The 16,438-nt window shown below is 34.6% G+C and carries 14 protein-coding genes and 3 pseudogenes; 1 reads left to right on the forward strand and 16 read right to left on the reverse strand.

Features of this window, described 5'->3' with window-relative positions; all coding sequences use genetic code 11:
* Window positions 1–230: 230 nt before the first annotated feature.
* The 10 genes and pseudogenes from RTP99_RS23320 to RTP99_RS23365 all read right to left on the reverse strand — a co-directional run bounded on the left by RTP99_RS23320 (window position 231) and on the right by RTP99_RS23365 (window position 8,565).
* Complete coding sequence (locus tag RTP99_RS23320) at window positions 231–1,115, reverse strand: alpha/beta fold hydrolase (protein WP_001015264.1); 885 nt, start codon at window positions 1,113–1,115, stop codon at window positions 231–233.
* Window positions 1,116–1,282: 167 nt separating this feature from the next.
* A complete protein-coding gene (locus RTP99_RS23325) occupies window positions 1,283–2,278 on the reverse strand; it encodes a CgeB family protein (RefSeq protein ID WP_000654561.1) in 996 nt (331 codons plus the stop codon).
* A 285-nt stretch (window positions 2,279–2,563) separates the two neighbouring features.
* The gene (locus RTP99_RS23330; RefSeq protein WP_000701559.1) at window positions 2,564–3,163 is read right to left on the reverse strand and encodes a DJ-1/PfpI family protein; all 600 of its coding nucleotides are present in this window, start codon (window positions 3,161–3,163) and stop codon (window positions 2,564–2,566) included.
* 55 nt (window positions 3,164–3,218) lie between these two features.
* On the reverse strand, window positions 3,219–4,202 hold the full coding sequence (locus RTP99_RS23335) for a phosphotransferase (RefSeq protein WP_000680506.1): 984 nt from the start codon (window positions 4,200–4,202) through the stop codon (window positions 3,219–3,221).
* A 56-nt stretch (window positions 4,203–4,258) separates the two neighbouring features.
* Window positions 4,259–5,087: pseudogene (locus RTP99_RS23340) on the reverse strand (GNAT family N-acetyltransferase).
* Window positions 5,088–5,227: 140 nt separating this feature from the next.
* Window positions 5,228–5,632 (reverse strand): arsenate reductase (thioredoxin), encoded by a 405-nt coding sequence (gene arsC / locus RTP99_RS23345; protein ID WP_000428350.1) that lies wholly within the window; start codon window positions 5,630–5,632, stop codon window positions 5,228–5,230.
* A 25-nt stretch (window positions 5,633–5,657) separates the two neighbouring features.
* The gene (arsB, locus tag RTP99_RS23350) at window positions 5,658–6,698 is read right to left on the reverse strand and encodes an ACR3 family arsenite efflux transporter (protein ID WP_000826589.1); all 1,041 of its coding nucleotides are present in this window, start codon (window positions 6,696–6,698) and stop codon (window positions 5,658–5,660) included.
* Between the two features lie 18 nt (window positions 6,699–6,716).
* On the reverse strand, window positions 6,717–7,154 hold the full coding sequence (locus RTP99_RS23355) for an ArsI/CadI family heavy metal resistance metalloenzyme (RefSeq protein ID WP_001271016.1): 438 nt from the start codon (window positions 7,152–7,154) through the stop codon (window positions 6,717–6,719).
* Between the two features lie 60 nt (window positions 7,155–7,214).
* Complete coding sequence (gene arsR / locus RTP99_RS23360; RefSeq protein ID WP_000068188.1) at window positions 7,215–7,520, reverse strand: arsenical resistance operon transcriptional regulator ArsR; 306 nt, start codon at window positions 7,518–7,520, stop codon at window positions 7,215–7,217.
* A gap of 535 nt (window positions 7,521–8,055) precedes the next feature.
* Complete coding sequence (locus tag RTP99_RS23365) at window positions 8,056–8,565, reverse strand: DinB family protein (protein WP_001076309.1); 510 nt, start codon at window positions 8,563–8,565, stop codon at window positions 8,056–8,058.
* Window positions 8,566–8,916: 351 nt separating this feature from the next.
* On the opposite strand from RTP99_RS23365, the pseudogene RTP99_RS23370 reads away from it, so the two are divergent.
* Window positions 8,917–9,462, forward strand: a pseudogene (locus RTP99_RS23370) (dihydrofolate reductase family protein).
* Window positions 9,463–9,476: 14 nt separating this feature from the next.
* Here RTP99_RS23370 and RTP99_RS23375 read toward each other — a convergent pair.
* From RTP99_RS23375 to RTP99_RS23400, 6 genes and pseudogenes are all read right to left on the reverse strand, one after another.
* Window positions 9,477–9,650: pseudogene (locus RTP99_RS23375) on the reverse strand (IS4 family transposase); the annotation flags it as partial.
* The gene (locus tag RTP99_RS23380) at window positions 9,611–9,946 is read right to left on the reverse strand and encodes a YkvA family protein (RefSeq protein ID WP_011040486.1); all 336 of its coding nucleotides are present in this window, start codon (window positions 9,944–9,946) and stop codon (window positions 9,611–9,613) included. The gene RTP99_RS23380 and the pseudogene RTP99_RS23375, both read right to left, overlap by 40 nt.
* A gap of 483 nt (window positions 9,947–10,429) precedes the next feature.
* Window positions 10,430–12,982, reverse strand: coding sequence for an ABC transporter permease (locus RTP99_RS23385; protein WP_000925108.1), 2,553 nt, complete (start codon window positions 12,980–12,982; stop codon window positions 10,430–10,432).
* Complete coding sequence (locus tag RTP99_RS23390) at window positions 12,973–13,719, reverse strand: ABC transporter ATP-binding protein (protein WP_000608859.1); 747 nt, start codon at window positions 13,717–13,719, stop codon at window positions 12,973–12,975. Before RTP99_RS23390 ends, RTP99_RS23385 begins: the two co-directional genes overlap by 10 nt.
* The gene (locus RTP99_RS23395) at window positions 13,667–14,908 is read right to left on the reverse strand and encodes a zinc metalloprotease (RefSeq protein WP_000127302.1); all 1,242 of its coding nucleotides are present in this window, start codon (window positions 14,906–14,908) and stop codon (window positions 13,667–13,669) included. The genes RTP99_RS23390 and RTP99_RS23395 overlap by 53 nt, the downstream gene beginning before the upstream one ends.
* 66 nt (window positions 14,909–14,974) lie before the next feature.
* On the reverse strand, window positions 14,975–16,429 hold the full coding sequence (locus RTP99_RS23400) for a radical SAM/SPASM domain-containing protein (RefSeq protein WP_000562081.1): 1,455 nt from the start codon (window positions 16,427–16,429) through the stop codon (window positions 14,975–14,977).
* Between the last annotated feature and the right edge of the window lie 9 nt (window positions 16,430–16,438).

Genomic DNA, 16,438 nt, shown 5'->3' on the forward strand with positions numbered 1-16,438 from the left:
ATTTAATTAACTTTCGTTATAATTGGTTAAATAAATCGTAACAGTTAGTTACCCTACATTTAAGTATAAATTACTAGCAGTATCTTTCTATCTATGTCCTGCCACGCATCTATTATATCAAAAAATGAATTGGTAATAGAACTGTAATGCTCTTGCTTATCCCTCTATCACTCTTGAATTCAGTTTTTCAAAAGAAAATCCGTTGCTCAAATGCGAACAACGGACCTTCTTTATTTGAACCAATGTAAAACATCCTCAGCAATCTCTTCCGGTCTATCCCAATGCATTAAATGCCCTGTATCTTTGTAAAGCTTAGTCGTAATATTAATACGCTTCTTAAATTCTACTATCTGCAATTCTCTTATTTCTAAATAATTATCGGGAAGATCACAATACAACAATAAAATATCGCTTTTAATTTTATGCGGTTTCAATGTTTTATACACCGTATATTGAAACTTAATTACACCTCTAGCGGTATCGCCAGTAGCATGCCATTTCACTTTACTATCTTCTTCTCTCATTAAATCATAAACCGCACGTTCTAGTAATGGTGACCATCTGCTGTAAGCCAGTTTTTCTGATTGGATGAATGTTTCTTTACTATCAAAAATATATTCATCAAAATCGTTTTCGTAATGGGTAATTTCTTCTTCTAATGATCGCGGTGGACACTCTCCTTCTTTCGCATCTTTATATAGATTCGCAAAATAATCCGCATTCATTTTGCCATGATGATAACCACCATCTAACAATACTATTTTATTCACTTTTTCTGGACATTCTGCTGCATAGTGAAGCGCAACACTTGCTCCCCATGAATGTGCTACTATATGAAAGGTTTCTTTTCCTATATGCTCAAGTAATGCTACTACCCAATTTGTTAAATGGGATGCACCGTAATCTTCATCCTTCTCAAAATTTTGGGTTTTCCCATGTCCAGGTAGATCAAACGATACAATATGATAGCTATCTTTTAAAAGTTCCGCTACTTCTATAAAACTTAATTTTGTACTTCCTAAACCATGAAAACAAATGATTTGAGGATTACTTTTATCTCCCCATTCACAAACACTTGCTTCATATTCACCAAATTCTACAAAAAAGTGATTCATTTTTAATCTCCTCTAATTATTATATGTAAATTAGTTTGAATGAAAAATTGTTTTTTCAGAATAAATAAATTCTACAAAATTACTCAAATCCCTTTTTCATAAATGGTCTTTATAGACTACGAAAGTTAGAAAGTACTAACCGCTTATCATTTCAGTTAATGGTTAGACTACATCTTCACACCTATGAAATGAATATAGTTTAATAATTGTACTATACGTTTATCATATGTGTGATGTTTCAGAGTTCTATCCAGTCCATTTTTTGCTATTTGTTTTCTTTCTTGTACATGTTCCAAATAATACTCCGCTTTTTCTATAAACTCCGATGCACTATTAAAAGTTTCTATTTCAACACCCGGTATGTAATGCTTTCCTACATCTGGGCGTATATCAGTTAATTGAAAAGAACCTACAGCATTAATTTCAAACGTCCTATTATTTACTGAATATGCTTGGATATTTGCAGCATTACAATTCAATTCCTGATCACTTGGTGAGCGATGTAAATTTATATTGATTTTAGTCGATACGTAAAATTGCAATGCATCCTCATACTTCGCAAGTGGCAGGAGTTGTATTTTCTCCTTTAACCTTTCATAATTCTTTAAATTCTCCCAACCAAATCCTACAATTTTTATGTTTTTTTCTGCTACATACTCTGAAATAGAATCAACAAAGGTAAGTCTATTTTCAAATGCTGTACCTATAAAACTAAGATCATACTTATATGTATCTTCTTTCTGAGAAGGTTTAAACACATCTTGATTTGCTGCTAACGGAAGATGAAACACATTCTTACATCCTAACCCTCTATAAAATTTGATACAATTTAAATCTTGCGTAAATATGTAATCATAATACGGCACAAGATGTTGTGTTACATCCGTATAATAAGGATCATCTGTCAGCCAAAGTCCAGTAGTAAATCCCGCATTCTTTAGGACTGGCATGATACTACTAAATTCTTCGCTTAAACCACTTAGTACCAAAATAAAATCAGGTTTCACTTTCAATGCGGTTTTTATAGCTTTTTCCGGATTCACCATAATGGTATTGCTATTTACCTTTTGTAAACTATTCAAAATTGCGGCTTCGATCATTGGATAATAAAAAGGAATTCCCGATTGAATAAATAAAATTTTCTTAGGCGTATTGTCTTTCATGTCATCTCCCCTATTTCTACATAATTAAAGTGCACAAAAATTAGCAGTCTTTATTCATTTTCATGGCCTCTTACTTTACATGTATAAGCACGGCTTATGTCCATTATGTTGAAGTTCCCTTATTTTAGAAGCTGTCACAAAGGGAATAAAGTTAGGTTATATTCAGCCCAATTATTAAACATAGAGAATGAATACAAAAAAAAAGAGCCTGCTCGTATAAGTTGGCTCTTTCTCTTTTACAATATCTAATACGCTATAGAGTATAAAAACATGGTTAAAATCAAATTATTTCCAAACAACTCCTCGCCGCTCGTATTCCATTCTATATTCAACAGCAGCTGCAATTTTAGGACTTGCGAACTTTTCCGTAATCCAAAGAGCTAAATCAAGTCCTGAAGTAACTCCTCTTGCAGTAATAACATTCCCTTGATCTACAATTCTATAAGGAAGAAGTTCTGCTCCATATTCACTCGTTTCACCCTGCGCCAAATGATGCATTGTTGCCTTTTGACCGTTCAATATACCGGATGCAGCTAGTAGCATACCTCCTGTACAAACTCCAGCAACAATCGTTCCTTCATTGTTCATCTCTCTAATCATTTTGGTTAAAATACCAAGCTCTGCTTGCTTTCGTACCCCATGTTCAGCTTTATGATTCCAGCCACCACCAGGTACAATTAACAAATCTGGACGATTATCCATGCGTAAAAAATCATGTAGTTTCACCGTCACTCCAAACGAAGTAGTAACTTCTTGTTTTGGCTCACTTGAAACGAATTCAACTGTAAACGGAGCCCCTTCTTCTATCGCTCTTTTCAGTACTTCAAAAGGTGCAAAGGAGACGAGCTCTCCAAATCCATCAAACAATACAATTTGTATTTTCATTTTTAGAACACCTCATATCGATTCTTATGTGAATCGCAAATTAGGAGAATGCATGTTATGTACAAATTAACAATGAAGATAGCCTTTCTCCTCTTACTCTATAAACTTCCAAATGTTCTTCTAATTTCCTCTTATCACTTATTACACTTAGTGTTTTCTTCACAAAATTCCAATTTAAACTACCGGATAACCATAGTAACGAAGAAAGTCTTTTGTAATCATTTGATGTTACAATATTATGAGCTCCATACCCTTCTAAAAATGCTCTAGCAACACTCGGACTTACTTCATGTGATTGTATTCCTTCTGTGCGAGAATACCACTTTAGTAAAAAGGCTAGTCCTTCAATACGATCAACATAGCCAATCGATTCAACATCTACAATTCCTTTTACCTTTTGACTTGATTCCCATAAAACATTCAAAGGATTTAAATCTGTCTGTACGATAAACTCTAATTCACTCGTATATGCGCACTCTATATGATATGTAGCGAGATCTATATACTCTCGTAATTCTCCACATGTGCTTGCCTTAGTTTCTAGCATATGAATAAACTGGGTATACCCATCCAAATGTGATTTCTTTTGAAAAATCGAACTTTGAAATGCGCAAGAAATATCATGTATCTTTCTTGCTTCCTTTCCAAAGGCTTTTGCAATATTTTCTGTACAATGTGTAATATGTTCTCCCTCAATCCAATTAGATAATACAAATCTGTATTGTTCATCAGCCCACGCGACAAGTGTAAATGGCTCTCCTGCCCTATTCTTGTTTATCTGCATAAAAGGAATTTCATGTTCGCGTACATAATACGTAAACCGTACTTGCTCCATCAGTTGTTCGTTTGATAACGCCCCAAAAGCTGGATTGATTGTTCGCTTGCTGTTTATAAATCTTGCGGAATATCGCTTTCCATTTACGATGATTTTATAGTGTAAATCTGTATGCCAACTATTCTTATGTAATTCTTCTTCCACTACTAATGTATGAATTTCTTTAAAATAATTCATTACTACATTTCTTATTATGTGTTTCATCCGATTCTCCTTACATGTAAAAATCCTCGATGATAGGTTTGTAAAATACATTTCATTTACTCAAAAGGAAAATAATATCCTACGTAATTAAACACATTTGTAAAGCCTACATTTTCTACGACAGCCACAGAAGGTTTATTTAATTCCATACAGTCCCAATATGGAATGATATCATTCTCCAAACACTCTTTTACGAAACTATGAGCTATCTTTTGAGCTAATTTTCTTCCTTGGTAACCCTCTATTGTTTCAATATCTATGCAGTGTATATTGTCAAAGACGAACCCCGAAAAACAAACACTTACAATCATGTTGTCAAAAACTATACAATAACCTATTCCCTCGTTAAAAAATTCATCCGTTGAGGACCAAAACTCTAAAATTTTCGATTGTAAAAACTCAATATTTTTCAATGAATCTCTTTGATTCTCATAAAGAGTTTTACTCATTTTCAACACTATATACCCATGTTCAAATTTAGGCTCATGATTCCCCACATAATCTTCTTCCTTTAGCATACACTCTTTGATTCCAACTCTTTAAGTTACGGTGCTGAAATATTCTTTCAATTGTTTTGTTCCACTTTGAATGATTTCCGATTCCTTCAAAGCAAGTTAGTCCAACCTTTCTAGCCTCAGGTATTATTACATTATCAATAAAGCTATTCATTTCATTATTAAATGTTTCATTTTCAGCATTGCCAATAAAAAAGAAGCCATCATTATTCCCTAACCAAATAAGTCCTGCATTAGGAGAAGAAATGTGATCTACAAATATACGCCCCGGATTCACTCCTGCAATTACAGCCTTTACTTCTAATTGACCTTTTGCATTTACTAAACCATTACATTTATAAAAATCATCCTTGTTCAATTCAGAAATCATATGTTCCGCCCCCCTGAAACTGCTCTATTTTAACTTTACCACTATGACAGAATATTCTCTATTTATTTTAATAGTTGTTTTAAATCAATAAAGGAAAGAGCCAATCCCCTATAAAATAGAAGATTGACTCTTTCCTTTATTTACTCCCCTGTTTCAGAAAATCGCTTTATACGTTCACCAATTTCATCACGAACCCGCTGAAACTCAGACCACTCTTTTCCTGCTGGGTCATCAAATCCCCAGTGAACACGATTTATGTGCGGAGGTGTCGAAGGACAAACAGAATCTGCGTGACTACAAAGCGTAACGACTAAATCAGCACGATTTAAAATGTTTGCATCAATTATATCTGATGTTTGATTTGTTATGTCAATATTTACTTCGTTCATTGCTTTAATAGCATTTGGATTCACTCCATGTGCTTCGATTCCCGCAGAATACACATTCCACTTATCCCCTAAATATTGTTTCCCCCATGCTTCTGCCATTTGGCTTCGGCATGAATTTCCTGTGCATAAGAAATAAATTGTCTTTTTGTTTTCCATGTTGTTTTCCACCTTTATTTTTAAATCATACTGGTTGATCATTAAAATATTTACGCTTAAACCAAAAAGCAACGTTTACAAGTGCAATCATGACAGGTACTTCAACTAAAGGACCGATCACAGCTGCAAATGCTGCGCCCGAATGAATACCAAACACACCAACTGCTACAGCAATCGCTAACTCAAAATTATTACTACCTGCTGTAAAAGCTAACGTTGTAGTCACCGGATAGTTTGCACCAATTTTTCTCCCCATAAAGAAAGAAACGAAAAACATTACAATAAAATAGATTAATAACGGAATCGCTATTCTTACAACATCTAATGGTACGCTAACAATCATTTCCCCTTTTAAGGAGAACATAACGATGATTGTAAATAGTAATGCGAGTAGTGTAAGTGGACTAATCTTAGGTATAAATACCTTTTCATACCACTGTCTTCCTTTTAACTTAACTAGTACAAAGCGTGTCAACATACCTGCTATAAAAGGAATTCCTAAATAGATACATACTGATTTCGCTACTTCTACCATTGTAATATTAACAATAGCACCTTCAATCCCTAACCATTCTGGAATGACTGTTACAAACACGTATGCATAAACCGAGAAGAATAACATTTGAAATACCGAATTAAAAGCCACTAAACCTGCCGCATATTCTTTATCACCATCAGCTAGATCATTCCAAACAATGACCATTGCAATGCAACGTGCTAACCCAATCATAATGAGACCAACCATGTATTCTGGTTTATCAGGAAGAAAAATAATTGCTAACACAAACATAAGTACCGGACCAATAATCCAGTTTTGTACTAAAGATAAAACTAACACTTTTACATCTTTAAATACTCGGCCCATTTCCTCATAGCGAACTTTTGCTAATGGTGGATACATCATGACAATTAAACCAACAGCAAGCGGAATAGACGTCGTTCCAACCTGTAATGTATTCAGTCCGTCTACTACACTAGGGAATACAAATCCTAAACCAATCCCAACAACCATCGCTAGAAAAATCCATAGTGTTAAATATCGGTCTAGAAAAGATAAACGTTTCATTTTATTTTCCATCTCCTATTAACAACAAGAATTTTTAGCTACCTCATTTGAAGTCGTGCAACAAGATGACTCTTCTATTTGATGAACATCACTATGTGCTTTCGTATAAAAGAATTCCCACTCATTCCCATCAGGATCCGTTACCCAAAACTTATCTTGAACCGCATAGCAACAAGTCGTATCCATCTCATCACGAGCGAAGAAACCTTCTTTTTCTAATCGTTCTTTATGTAATGTGATTTCTTCAGCTGTATCCACTTGGAAACCGAAATGATTTACCTGATTTCCCTTCACTTCATCTCGTACGTTCAGCGTAAAATTAAGCCCTGGCGTCTCTAATAAAAATTTTGCATAATCCGTTTTCACCTTAACTGGCGATACACCAAATACCTTTTCGTAAAACTCAATAGACTTCTCTAAATTCGTAACATTTATACCAACGTGAACATATCTCATACCTTATTCCTCCTCTTTATATGTCATTGATCAAGTTTTTTTGATTAATAGCGCAAAATTTTAACAACAGCTACCTTTTCCTGTTTTTCTAAAAATACAGCACAATTCTTCTGATAATAAATTATTTACTTCCGCATCATTTAAATCATAATAACTCCACGTACCTTTTGTTTCTTTTACAATTAAACCTGCATCTAATAAAATCTTTAAATGATAGGACAACTTAGATTGTGTCATTTCAAAAATCTCTGTTAAATCACATACACACGTCTGCCCCCGCTGGCAAAGTTCATACATGATTTCTAAACGCTTTTGATCCGCTAATGCTTTGAATTTTTTCTCATAGAGCTGGAAATTTTGCGCCACTGTAGTTCACTTCCCTTCATCAACTTTTTTTGATGTTTATAGTATATACGTAGATGAGTTCTATATGCAACTTATTAATCAAGTTTTTTTGATTTATCAAAAAAACTCCCTCGCATCATAACTTTGTTACAATTAAAAAAGACCATAGCCTTTTCAAAAATGAAAAACTACGGTTCTTTTTACAATTTAATAGTTACAATATTTCGGAGGAATGGAGTCTCTATAACTGTTTTAAATTTTAATTTGACCATTATAGAGTAGTGCCCCATCATCCTCAATCTAAGAAAAACAAATACCCCAATATGAGAAAAATCGATATAACTCTTCGGCAAATAAAGATAACTCTTGTTTTTGGTGCATATTCATAAAAAGCACGTCACCCTTTCTCATTAACATAAGAGAATGGTAACGTGTTTTTAATTTCAAAAATAGTTTAAATCCTTAAGTTGATGGTTGTGGGGCGGACCCCCAATAAGAACGGTATCTAAGGTTGTATGCGAGATGTTAGTTCCATTCCAAAGGCCTCAGCCGACAATTAACTCAAGTACCGGTTTCGGATGACCCCCATGTGATGAATTTCGTGTCCTGCAATGCCGTACGCGAGGGCGCGCGCCGTAATGCTTAGGTTGTTGGCTGTGCCCTTACGGGTCCACGCCTCCGCTGGTAGCCCGCGCAGCAATGTAATCGTTGATTGTCGTACGGCCCGGTAGTCTTCGGCCAATTGCGCGGTTGTCCAGCTTCCGAAAGGAGGTATGAATAATTCCTGATCGAAACCGGTCAAAGGCGTCTGGTCCCCTCTTGCGAACCGGAGCAGGCGGTAGGTCATGACGCGTTCCGCGTCTGTAATGTGGCCCACAACTTCTTTCAGTGTCCATTTTCCTTCCGCATACCGATATGCGGCCTGGCTTTCGGTCAACGATGCCAGGAGCTCGATCATTTGCTTTTCCTGGGCAAGCAGAATATCGATGATGTTACCGTCCGGCACCAAACGGATATATTCGCCGGAGCTCCCAGCGTATTCTTCTTCTGACGGTCTTTGATTCATGCGTAGTCACCTCTTTATGTAGATATAGAAAATTATAGCACTCGTCTATGTCTAATCAATTCGCGAAATGATAGCACTTCCCTTCTAATAATTGAGGATAATCAACTTTTTAGTAGGTCGGTCACCACACTATCCTGACTCGTTAGTACAATAAGTAATGCTAATCAATAATGCATAAAAATTATCTGTTATACAATACTTCGAAGGTATTAATATATATTGGATTATTCCGAAACATACATAAATACATTTTGTCGAAACTATTAAAAAGGGAGAATTTCTCTAGTTGAAGAATTAATAATTGTGTTACCAATATGTAAAAATCTCAATTTAAAACTAAAGGAGAACAAAATGGGAAAAATAATTGTATCGATGTACCTCTCACTAGATGGTGTCATGGAGAAACCAGCTTGGACTGCTCCATACTTCAATGAAGAAGTAGCAAAATTTCAATCCGATTTACTGTTTGAAAGTGAAGCGCTTCTACTAGGGCGAGTAACCTATCAAGGTTTTGCAGCTGCCTGGCCTTCTATGACTGATGAAGAGGGTTTTGCTGATAAGATGAACAGCATGCCTAAATTTGTTGCTTCAACAACTTTGGAAAAAACCGAATGGAATGCAAATCTTATCAAGGGTAATATTGTATAAGAAGTATCGAAACTGAAGGAACAGCCCGGTCAGAACCTTTTAATCTATGGCAACAGTGAGCTTACACAAACATTAATGCAACATGACCTCATTGATGAATATCACTTTATAGTCAATCCCGTTATCCTAGGGAGTGGAAAGCGTCTCTTTAAAGACCAGAACAATACAAAACCATTAAAACTTATAGAAACAAGAACGACCAGTTCAGGTGTCGTTATTCTTTCCTATCAGCCGGAGAAAAAAGAATAATTATTGATAAATTATCTTGTAAAAATTACACGGGTTAGTACTTTATCAGTCATACCTACATAAGCATTGGATATTCCATATGTTTGTCCTGTTTGGAGAGAGCTCATTAATACCTCCATATCTAGCTGTATATACTCTGTACCTTTCTTTATTCTTCCATCCTGAAAATAATCAGGTTTGCAATTTTTACAGCCCATACAAAGACAAGGATCCAGAGAGTAACGATAATAATGCCTGTTATCCAATTCTTTGGTTTGCTTGTTATCTGTCTTTCCTCTACCTTTCTTTTACAATCCTCCAACACTTCTTTAGGAATAAGTTTTAATGCCAAGTATACACCTAATGGTACAAGAATCAAATCATCAAGATACCCCAAGATAGGAATGAAGTCTGGGATTAAATCTATAGGACTAAAAGCATAGGCAACAACAAGCATTGTAAATAATTTAGCATACCAAGGGACTCTTTCATCTCGATATGCCAAATAAAGTACAAGAAGTTGTTTTTTTTAGTTTCTAGCCCATTTTTTCATTTTTTGTATGATAGATATTTTTTCTTCTGTTTCTATCGGTTTATTTTGAGTCAAATTATTCCTCTCCCATTTTATTACTACGTACATCTTCTCAGAATTGTTCTTATTAACTGTATAATAATTGCATAGCTACTATTGAGTCTAATACTTTATTTTAATAAAAACTATTTATAATATAAAACCTAATGATCAGTCTACATTTTATTAATCAATAAATTAGAAGGATAAGGGATAAGAAACACGTTTAAATCAACTAGGTTTAATCTAATCCAGTTTTCAAATGGGAACAAGCATGTGAGGGAGGGATCCCCAGATTTTCGTTCTGGGGTATTCTTTAATTTTAACCTGATAGACATAGGATATGTGTTGTTTTAAAGAAAATAGAAAAAGCGTATTTTGACTAGATGATCAAAATACACTTTTTTCTTTCTTTCTTTATTTATTTTGTAAAAGGTGTATAGGTTTAGCCGATAATGATTGTTTTGCTGCTATCCATACAACAATTATTGTTGTTATAACAGATAAAAGTATGCCTAAAATGGACCAAGTCATATCTATTTTCATCGGCATTTGGAATAAGAAGCGTAAAGTGATGCCTGAAAAGGCTAGGGCAATTCCAGCACCAACTAATCCAGCCGATAGGGAGATAATCGTGTTTTCTAATAAGATAGACTTCATCAAATTACTAGAAGACATACCAACTGTTTTCATAATAGCAACATCTCGTGTCTGTTGCATTAAGCGAATGACAACTTGATTTCCAATTGTAAGAACAGCTGTTAAAAATGCGAACAACGCTACAATTGAGAAGAAAGCACTTTGCATTTGAATAATATACTGAAGACTATCGATTGCTGTAGCGGCAATTGAATATGCCATTGCTGAACCAGGAAGTTTTTCATTTAATTCTGTTAATATAGCATTTGTTTTTTTAGGATCACTATCTAAGGAATAAGTAATTCGGCTTGGTTTCCCATATGTAGCTAATGTTTCAGTTGGAATACGGATGCCAACGGTTTTAACTACACCAGATTTAAAGAAACCTATAATTTCGCAGTTTATTAATTCATTTCCAATTTGAATGTCAACTGTATCCCCGACTTTTACACCTAATTTCTTATAGCTGTCCAAAAGAATTGCTTTTTTCCCCTTTGCATCCGATAGAGCTAAATCACGCCCTTCAGATATCATATAGGATCTAGAGTTAAGAGAGGTATCTACCCCTTCTATTGAAATTTTAGTTGAGCTAAAAAATTTATCATCTTTTATATTTTTCATGAATATAGATGCTGCGTCCACTCCGTTAATATTTTGGAGTCTTCCATCTAATTGATAACCTTTTTTCGATCCTTTTATGTCCTTAATAGATTGTAGCTGCTTTTCAACGTTCCCTTCGTCATGAATGGAACTTGTAATAAGGATATTTCCCATTGCCTCTCTTTCCAATTGACCTTGAACTGACTCAATTAAATTGTCTGCAAATACATGACTAGAGACAACAGAAACAACACCAATAGTTAAGGTAACTGCTAATAAACCATTTCGTTTACTTGTAGTAGCCATGTTGTGTAAAGCAAGAAAGAGGCTTTGTGGCATTATGCTTTTCATGGCGCCAATTAATCTGAATAATAAAGAATATATAAACCCTATAAATCGGACAAAAGTAAAAATAAATAACAGAACTGCAGTTGTAAGTAAAAGAGCAAGAAACCACTTAAAGACTGCGTTGCCATTTGTATTTGTTGTGAAAGCTATATTGTAAACATAAATAGAAAGAATGCCACAAGTAAATATAAAAAGTTGAAATTTCTTTTTAAATGGTAAAGCATAATTCACACTTGTGTTCTCAGTATCACGTAACATTTGAAGTGGTGATACACACATTCCACTTTTTACTGGTATCCAAGAAGCTAAGAAGGTTACAATTAATCCCACAATAATTGTTGTAAAAATTACGGACCATGAAATTCCCCAATGTAGCGGTAGTGAAAGCACGTCTGCTAGATAGGACGTCAGCCAAACACTAGCTAATAAGCCGAGTACAATCCCACCAACTGTTCCGAGAATCGCTAGCCATAATGCTTCTAATAGAAAATATTGAATAATATATTTAGTTTTCATTCCTACGGACTTCATAACAGCGATATCATGCGTACGTGAAGCAATAATGACTTTCATTGTATTAGAAGTAGTAATAGCGGCAATTCCAAGAGCTAATATACTGAAAAGCTGAAGAAATGGTAACAACATCCGTAAATCTTTCTGTTTCTCTAGCTCTTTATCCTGAACATCTATTACACTACTTTGTGGTAATTGTTTTTGAATATTCTTTTTAAAAGAAGAGATATTAACATTTTCATTTAATAAGATTAATGCTTCATTAATTGTGCCTGCAGGTACATTTAAGAGCTGCTGTGCTTGATCTAAATGTAAATAGGCAGTTCCAAAAATCGAAGCATCGCCATAGGATTCTTGGACACCTTCTACTAAACCACTAATTTTATAAGAGGTCATTGCCCCAGTAAAACGGTTAGGAATCTCAACTCTATCTCCTACTTTGACTTGCAAACGGTCAGCTGTATTTTTGGAAAGTAGTAGTTCATCTTTATGTAAAGTACGAATATTAGGAAACAGATTATCACCAAAGAAAGGATAGTGGTTCGTTTCAATTCCCTTTACAATTAAACTTGTTGTTTTCCGATCAGATTTGACCATACTTTGACCTAATAAAGAAGTTGTGAGCGCTTTCTGTTCTTCTTTAGGAATGGAAGAAATAAGAGTTTCGCGATCCATCGGTTTTAAATAGGATTGAACTGACACATTCCCTCCTAAAAGAATTTTAGAGGATTCGTGAATAGATCGCGGAACCAACTCTACCAACATAGACATAGAAAAGAAACTAGCTACTCCTATTAAAATACTGAACACAGTAAAAAAAGTTCTTAAACGATTACGTGCTAAACTACGTAGTGCAGATTTTAGTAGCATGGTGTTATGCCACCTTCTTGCTCACTAGATTTTGTATGGTCGTTAAAGGTTTCTTGAACGAGGAGGCCATCTTCCATTTTTAAAACACGATCTGAAAGTTTTGCCACATGCGTATCATGTGTAGCAATAATAAACGTCATCTGGAGTTGGTCACGTAGTTGAAAAATTAAGTCCAAAATATTTTTTCCTGTTTTGGAATCTAAGTTCCCAGTTGGTTCATCAGCAATAACAATGGCTGGATTATTTATTAATGCACGAGCAATTGCTACACGCTGCTGTTGACCTCCAGATAGCTGGCTTGGTAAATGATGATATCGTTCTTTCATCCCAACAAGGTCCAACATTTCCCTAGACTTTGTTATCATTTCTTTTTGGCTTCTTACTCCAGCGCACATAAGTGCCATCATAACATTTTCTTGAGCGGTCATTGTTGTGATTAAATTATACGATTGAAAAACAAAACCAATCTTTTTTGCACGGAAATCAGCTAGCTTTTCTTCTGACATGGAGGTAATATCTTGTTGTTCAATAATAATACGTCCTTCGGTAGGGGTATCCAATGATCCCAGTATTCCAAGTAGTGTGGATTTTCCGCTTCCACTAGGACCAATAATACTAACAATCTCTCCAGAATAAAATTTAGTGCTAAGCCCTTTTAAAATTTGAATTGTTCCTGCTTCGGTTTCATAAGCTTTCTTGATTTTTTCTACTTGAAGGATGGTTTGTTTGTTTATCATCCTTTTCCCTCCCGGCCCTTTTAAATTTTAATGTAAAGACAACTATTGTTCTAATTAAAACTATAATTATTACAATAATGGCACCTTTTGCATTTCCCCATGTGAACGAATCTAGCGATGTGAATAAATAGATGGTATATCGAAGAATGAACCAGATAGCAGTGATAACTGAACAAAAATATATACTAGCATATGTAAGAAATGCTATTTTATAGTGCCTGTTCATCCTCTTAATTGTATCATTAAATTGCTTTCGATAATCAGGCTTGAAAAAAAAGTATCCCAGGAGACCACTTTTCACCAATTGGAAGGTTCTAGTATGCAAGTTTGCAATTCCTAGAATGTCAGTAAGAACCCAAAAACCGTCATATTGTAAAAATGGATATAAGTTATATAGAACTGTAATGAGTATGAATTGATTTGCTACAAAAAATTCCTGGAATCCTGAAATAAAATAACACAACTCAAATAATATAAATATCCATAATTCAAAGTAAATTCCGCCCAGGTCAATAACTACTCTTTGTCGTCTAGGCAATCGCCAGGTATCACTTAAATCAACAAATAAAACAGGCCGCATCATATAAAGACCCATTCCGACGTCTTTAGGTTGTATTTTATATCGATAAGCAGCAACTATATGACCAAGTTCATGGACAATCATGGAAAATAATAGCAGTAAAATTGCAATAGTAAATTTATAAACAGATCCAAATGTGTTTGATATATTTTCAGTATTAGCCTGAAAAAAATAATGTATTAGACTTATACTGAAGAAAATACTAAATAAAACAAATACGCCCCGAAAGAATAAGAATTCGAAATATTCGGATGCCTTTTTTAAGTAAGAAGCGTGGAAAATTGCTATTCTAAATGTAATTGCAGAGTGATGAGATGCTTTTTTTTCAGAACCAACTAAAACCCCTTTTGGTAATAGATGTTCATTTATCAGTTCTGTTAACTCATTTATAGTAATATTGCCATCGTGATTCGTTTGTACCATTGTACATATATCCCCTATGGATGTGGTTCCATCCATATAATTGAATAAATTTCTCAGTGATTCAGTGACTTTTAATTGTAATCCGTTATCAAATTTTATTAAATAACGAGGCCCCTCCTCCCAAACATCCATATTATAAACTTCGTATGGAATTAACTTTGGAAAGATATTTTGCGATGCTGTCAAATTGATCACATCCTTTAAGAGAAAGTAACCCCACAATGGTGAAGGTATTTGTGGAGTTATATCTTTTTATTTAATTAGTTCTAAAAAGGCAGTTTCATTTTTCTTAATATAAGTCGAAATGGTTTGATGTGAATCATTACAGTAAGGTTTATTAATGGCACCATTTCGCATTAAATTAGCATAAGCACATCCTCCACCACAAAATAGTGAGATACTACAACTACTACACTGTTCGGAGTCAGTAATATCTTGATCCCAAATAGCATGCTTATCAGCATCTAAATTGTATTCAGGAAAAAAGGAACCCACTGCAGTTTCTGGCTTACCTACGGCCTCAGGACAAGCGTATATTAAACCTTCCGCACCAAATGCATAGAAACGCTGTTCTCTCGCACTACATTCTTTAAAATAAGGTAAACTATGCATGACAGAAGAGCAGGAATCAAGTTCACTTACCTTCTCCCAGTCAAAAGTTCGTATGGATTGACGGATTCTAGAAGTACGAATGTTAAGGTCTGTACCCAGTTTTGCGTTAAATTTATCCATAAATTCTTCTAAATCTCCGAAAATATTATAAATTTCGGCGAGTAATTCATGCTCTGGAAGGTGATTTGGTAGATTATCTCCGTAATGATCAGTAACAGGAGATACCTGCCAACCAAAATTAGGATAAGTATTCCAATGTTGATCTTCGATAAAGGTTGCTAATTCTTTTACATATGCAAGATTATCTTTATTCACATTAGTACGTAAGCCTACTGCGAAACCACGCTCTAATGCTAGTGAAATATTAGCAGCAATTCGATCGAATGTTCCTGTGCCACCAGCTGTAATACGTCGTTGATCATGAATATGTTTCGGTCCATCAATAGAAATTTGAAAATAATCCCAGTTCTCTTTGTAAGGCTCTAGAAAATCTAAGAATTCATGCAAGAATGTACCATTTGTAATGGCGTACATACGAAAACCGTATTCTTCTATTCCACGTTTAACAACTTGTTCAACTGTCTTTCGAGTTGTTGGAAGCAATGGTTCACCACCATATAACATCATGCGGTGGGTTGCATTCTCAAATCGACCACGTTCATTCTCCATAGACAAAATTTTATCAACTGCTTGGAACATTTTGTCTACTTCAGCAGGGGTTAAAGCATGTGAAATTTTATGTATTTCATGACCTTGGTAACAATAAGGACATCTAAGGTTACACATATATGTTGTGCATACGTTGAATGTAACTCCGGAATTACTATTTGCTAAAGATTCAGTCATCCGATCACGAATAATAGTAAGTTTATTTAATTCTTCATCACGGTCATTAAAAAGATAGCCACGTTTTGTTAAAAATGAGAGAAGTTCTTCTAATTCAGGATAAAGAGTTAATTTTTTATTACGCTTAATATCATCTAATACTTTTTTTATGTCTGTATTAATTACATCGAGTGCGCCACTTAGTGAATTGATTAGAACATAATTTCCATCAGATAATTTATATGTTGAATTATAGGTACTTGCTATCATAGCTTAGTT

It is taken from the genome of Bacillus sp. (in: firmicutes) (assembly GCF_031983925.1).
Classification (GTDB): Bacteria; Bacillota; Bacilli; order Bacillales; family Bacillaceae_G; genus Bacillus_A; species Bacillus_A pacificus.

Coding starts and splice junctions, on each gene's coding strand:
- RTP99_RS23320 (WP_001015264.1), bottom strand. CDS start 1,115: ATGAATCACTTTTTTGTAGAATTTGGTGAATATGAAGCAAGTGTTTGT.
- RTP99_RS23325 (WP_000654561.1), bottom strand. CDS start 2,278: ATGAAAGACAATACGCCTAAGAAAATTTTATTTATTCAATCGGGAATT.
- RTP99_RS23330 (WP_000701559.1), bottom strand. CDS start 3,163: ATGAAAATACAAATTGTATTGTTTGATGGATTTGGAGAGCTCGTCTCC.
- RTP99_RS23335 (WP_000680506.1), bottom strand. CDS start 4,202: ATGAAACACATAATAAGAAATGTAGTAATGAATTATTTTAAAGAAATT.
- arsC (WP_000428350.1), bottom strand. CDS start 5,632: ATGGAAAACAAAAAGACAATTTATTTCTTATGCACAGGAAATTCATGC.
- arsB (WP_000826589.1), bottom strand. CDS start 6,698: ATGAAACGTTTATCTTTTCTAGACCGATATTTAACACTATGGATTTTT.
- RTP99_RS23355 (WP_001271016.1), bottom strand. CDS start 7,154: ATGAGATATGTTCACGTTGGTATAAATGTTACGAATTTAGAGAAGTCT.
- RTP99_RS23365 (WP_001076309.1), bottom strand. CDS start 8,565: ATGAATCAAAGACCGTCAGAAGAAGAATACGCTGGGAGCTCCGGCGAA.
- RTP99_RS23385 (WP_000925108.1), bottom strand. CDS start 12,982: ATGCTACTAAAATCTGCACTACGTAGTTTAGCACGTAATCGTTTAAGA.
- RTP99_RS23390 (WP_000608859.1), bottom strand. CDS start 13,719: ATGATAAACAAACAAACCATCCTTCAAGTAGAAAAAATCAAGAAAGCT.
- RTP99_RS23400 (WP_000562081.1), bottom strand. CDS start 16,429: ATGATAGCAAGTACCTATAATTCAACATATAAATTATCTGATGGAAAT.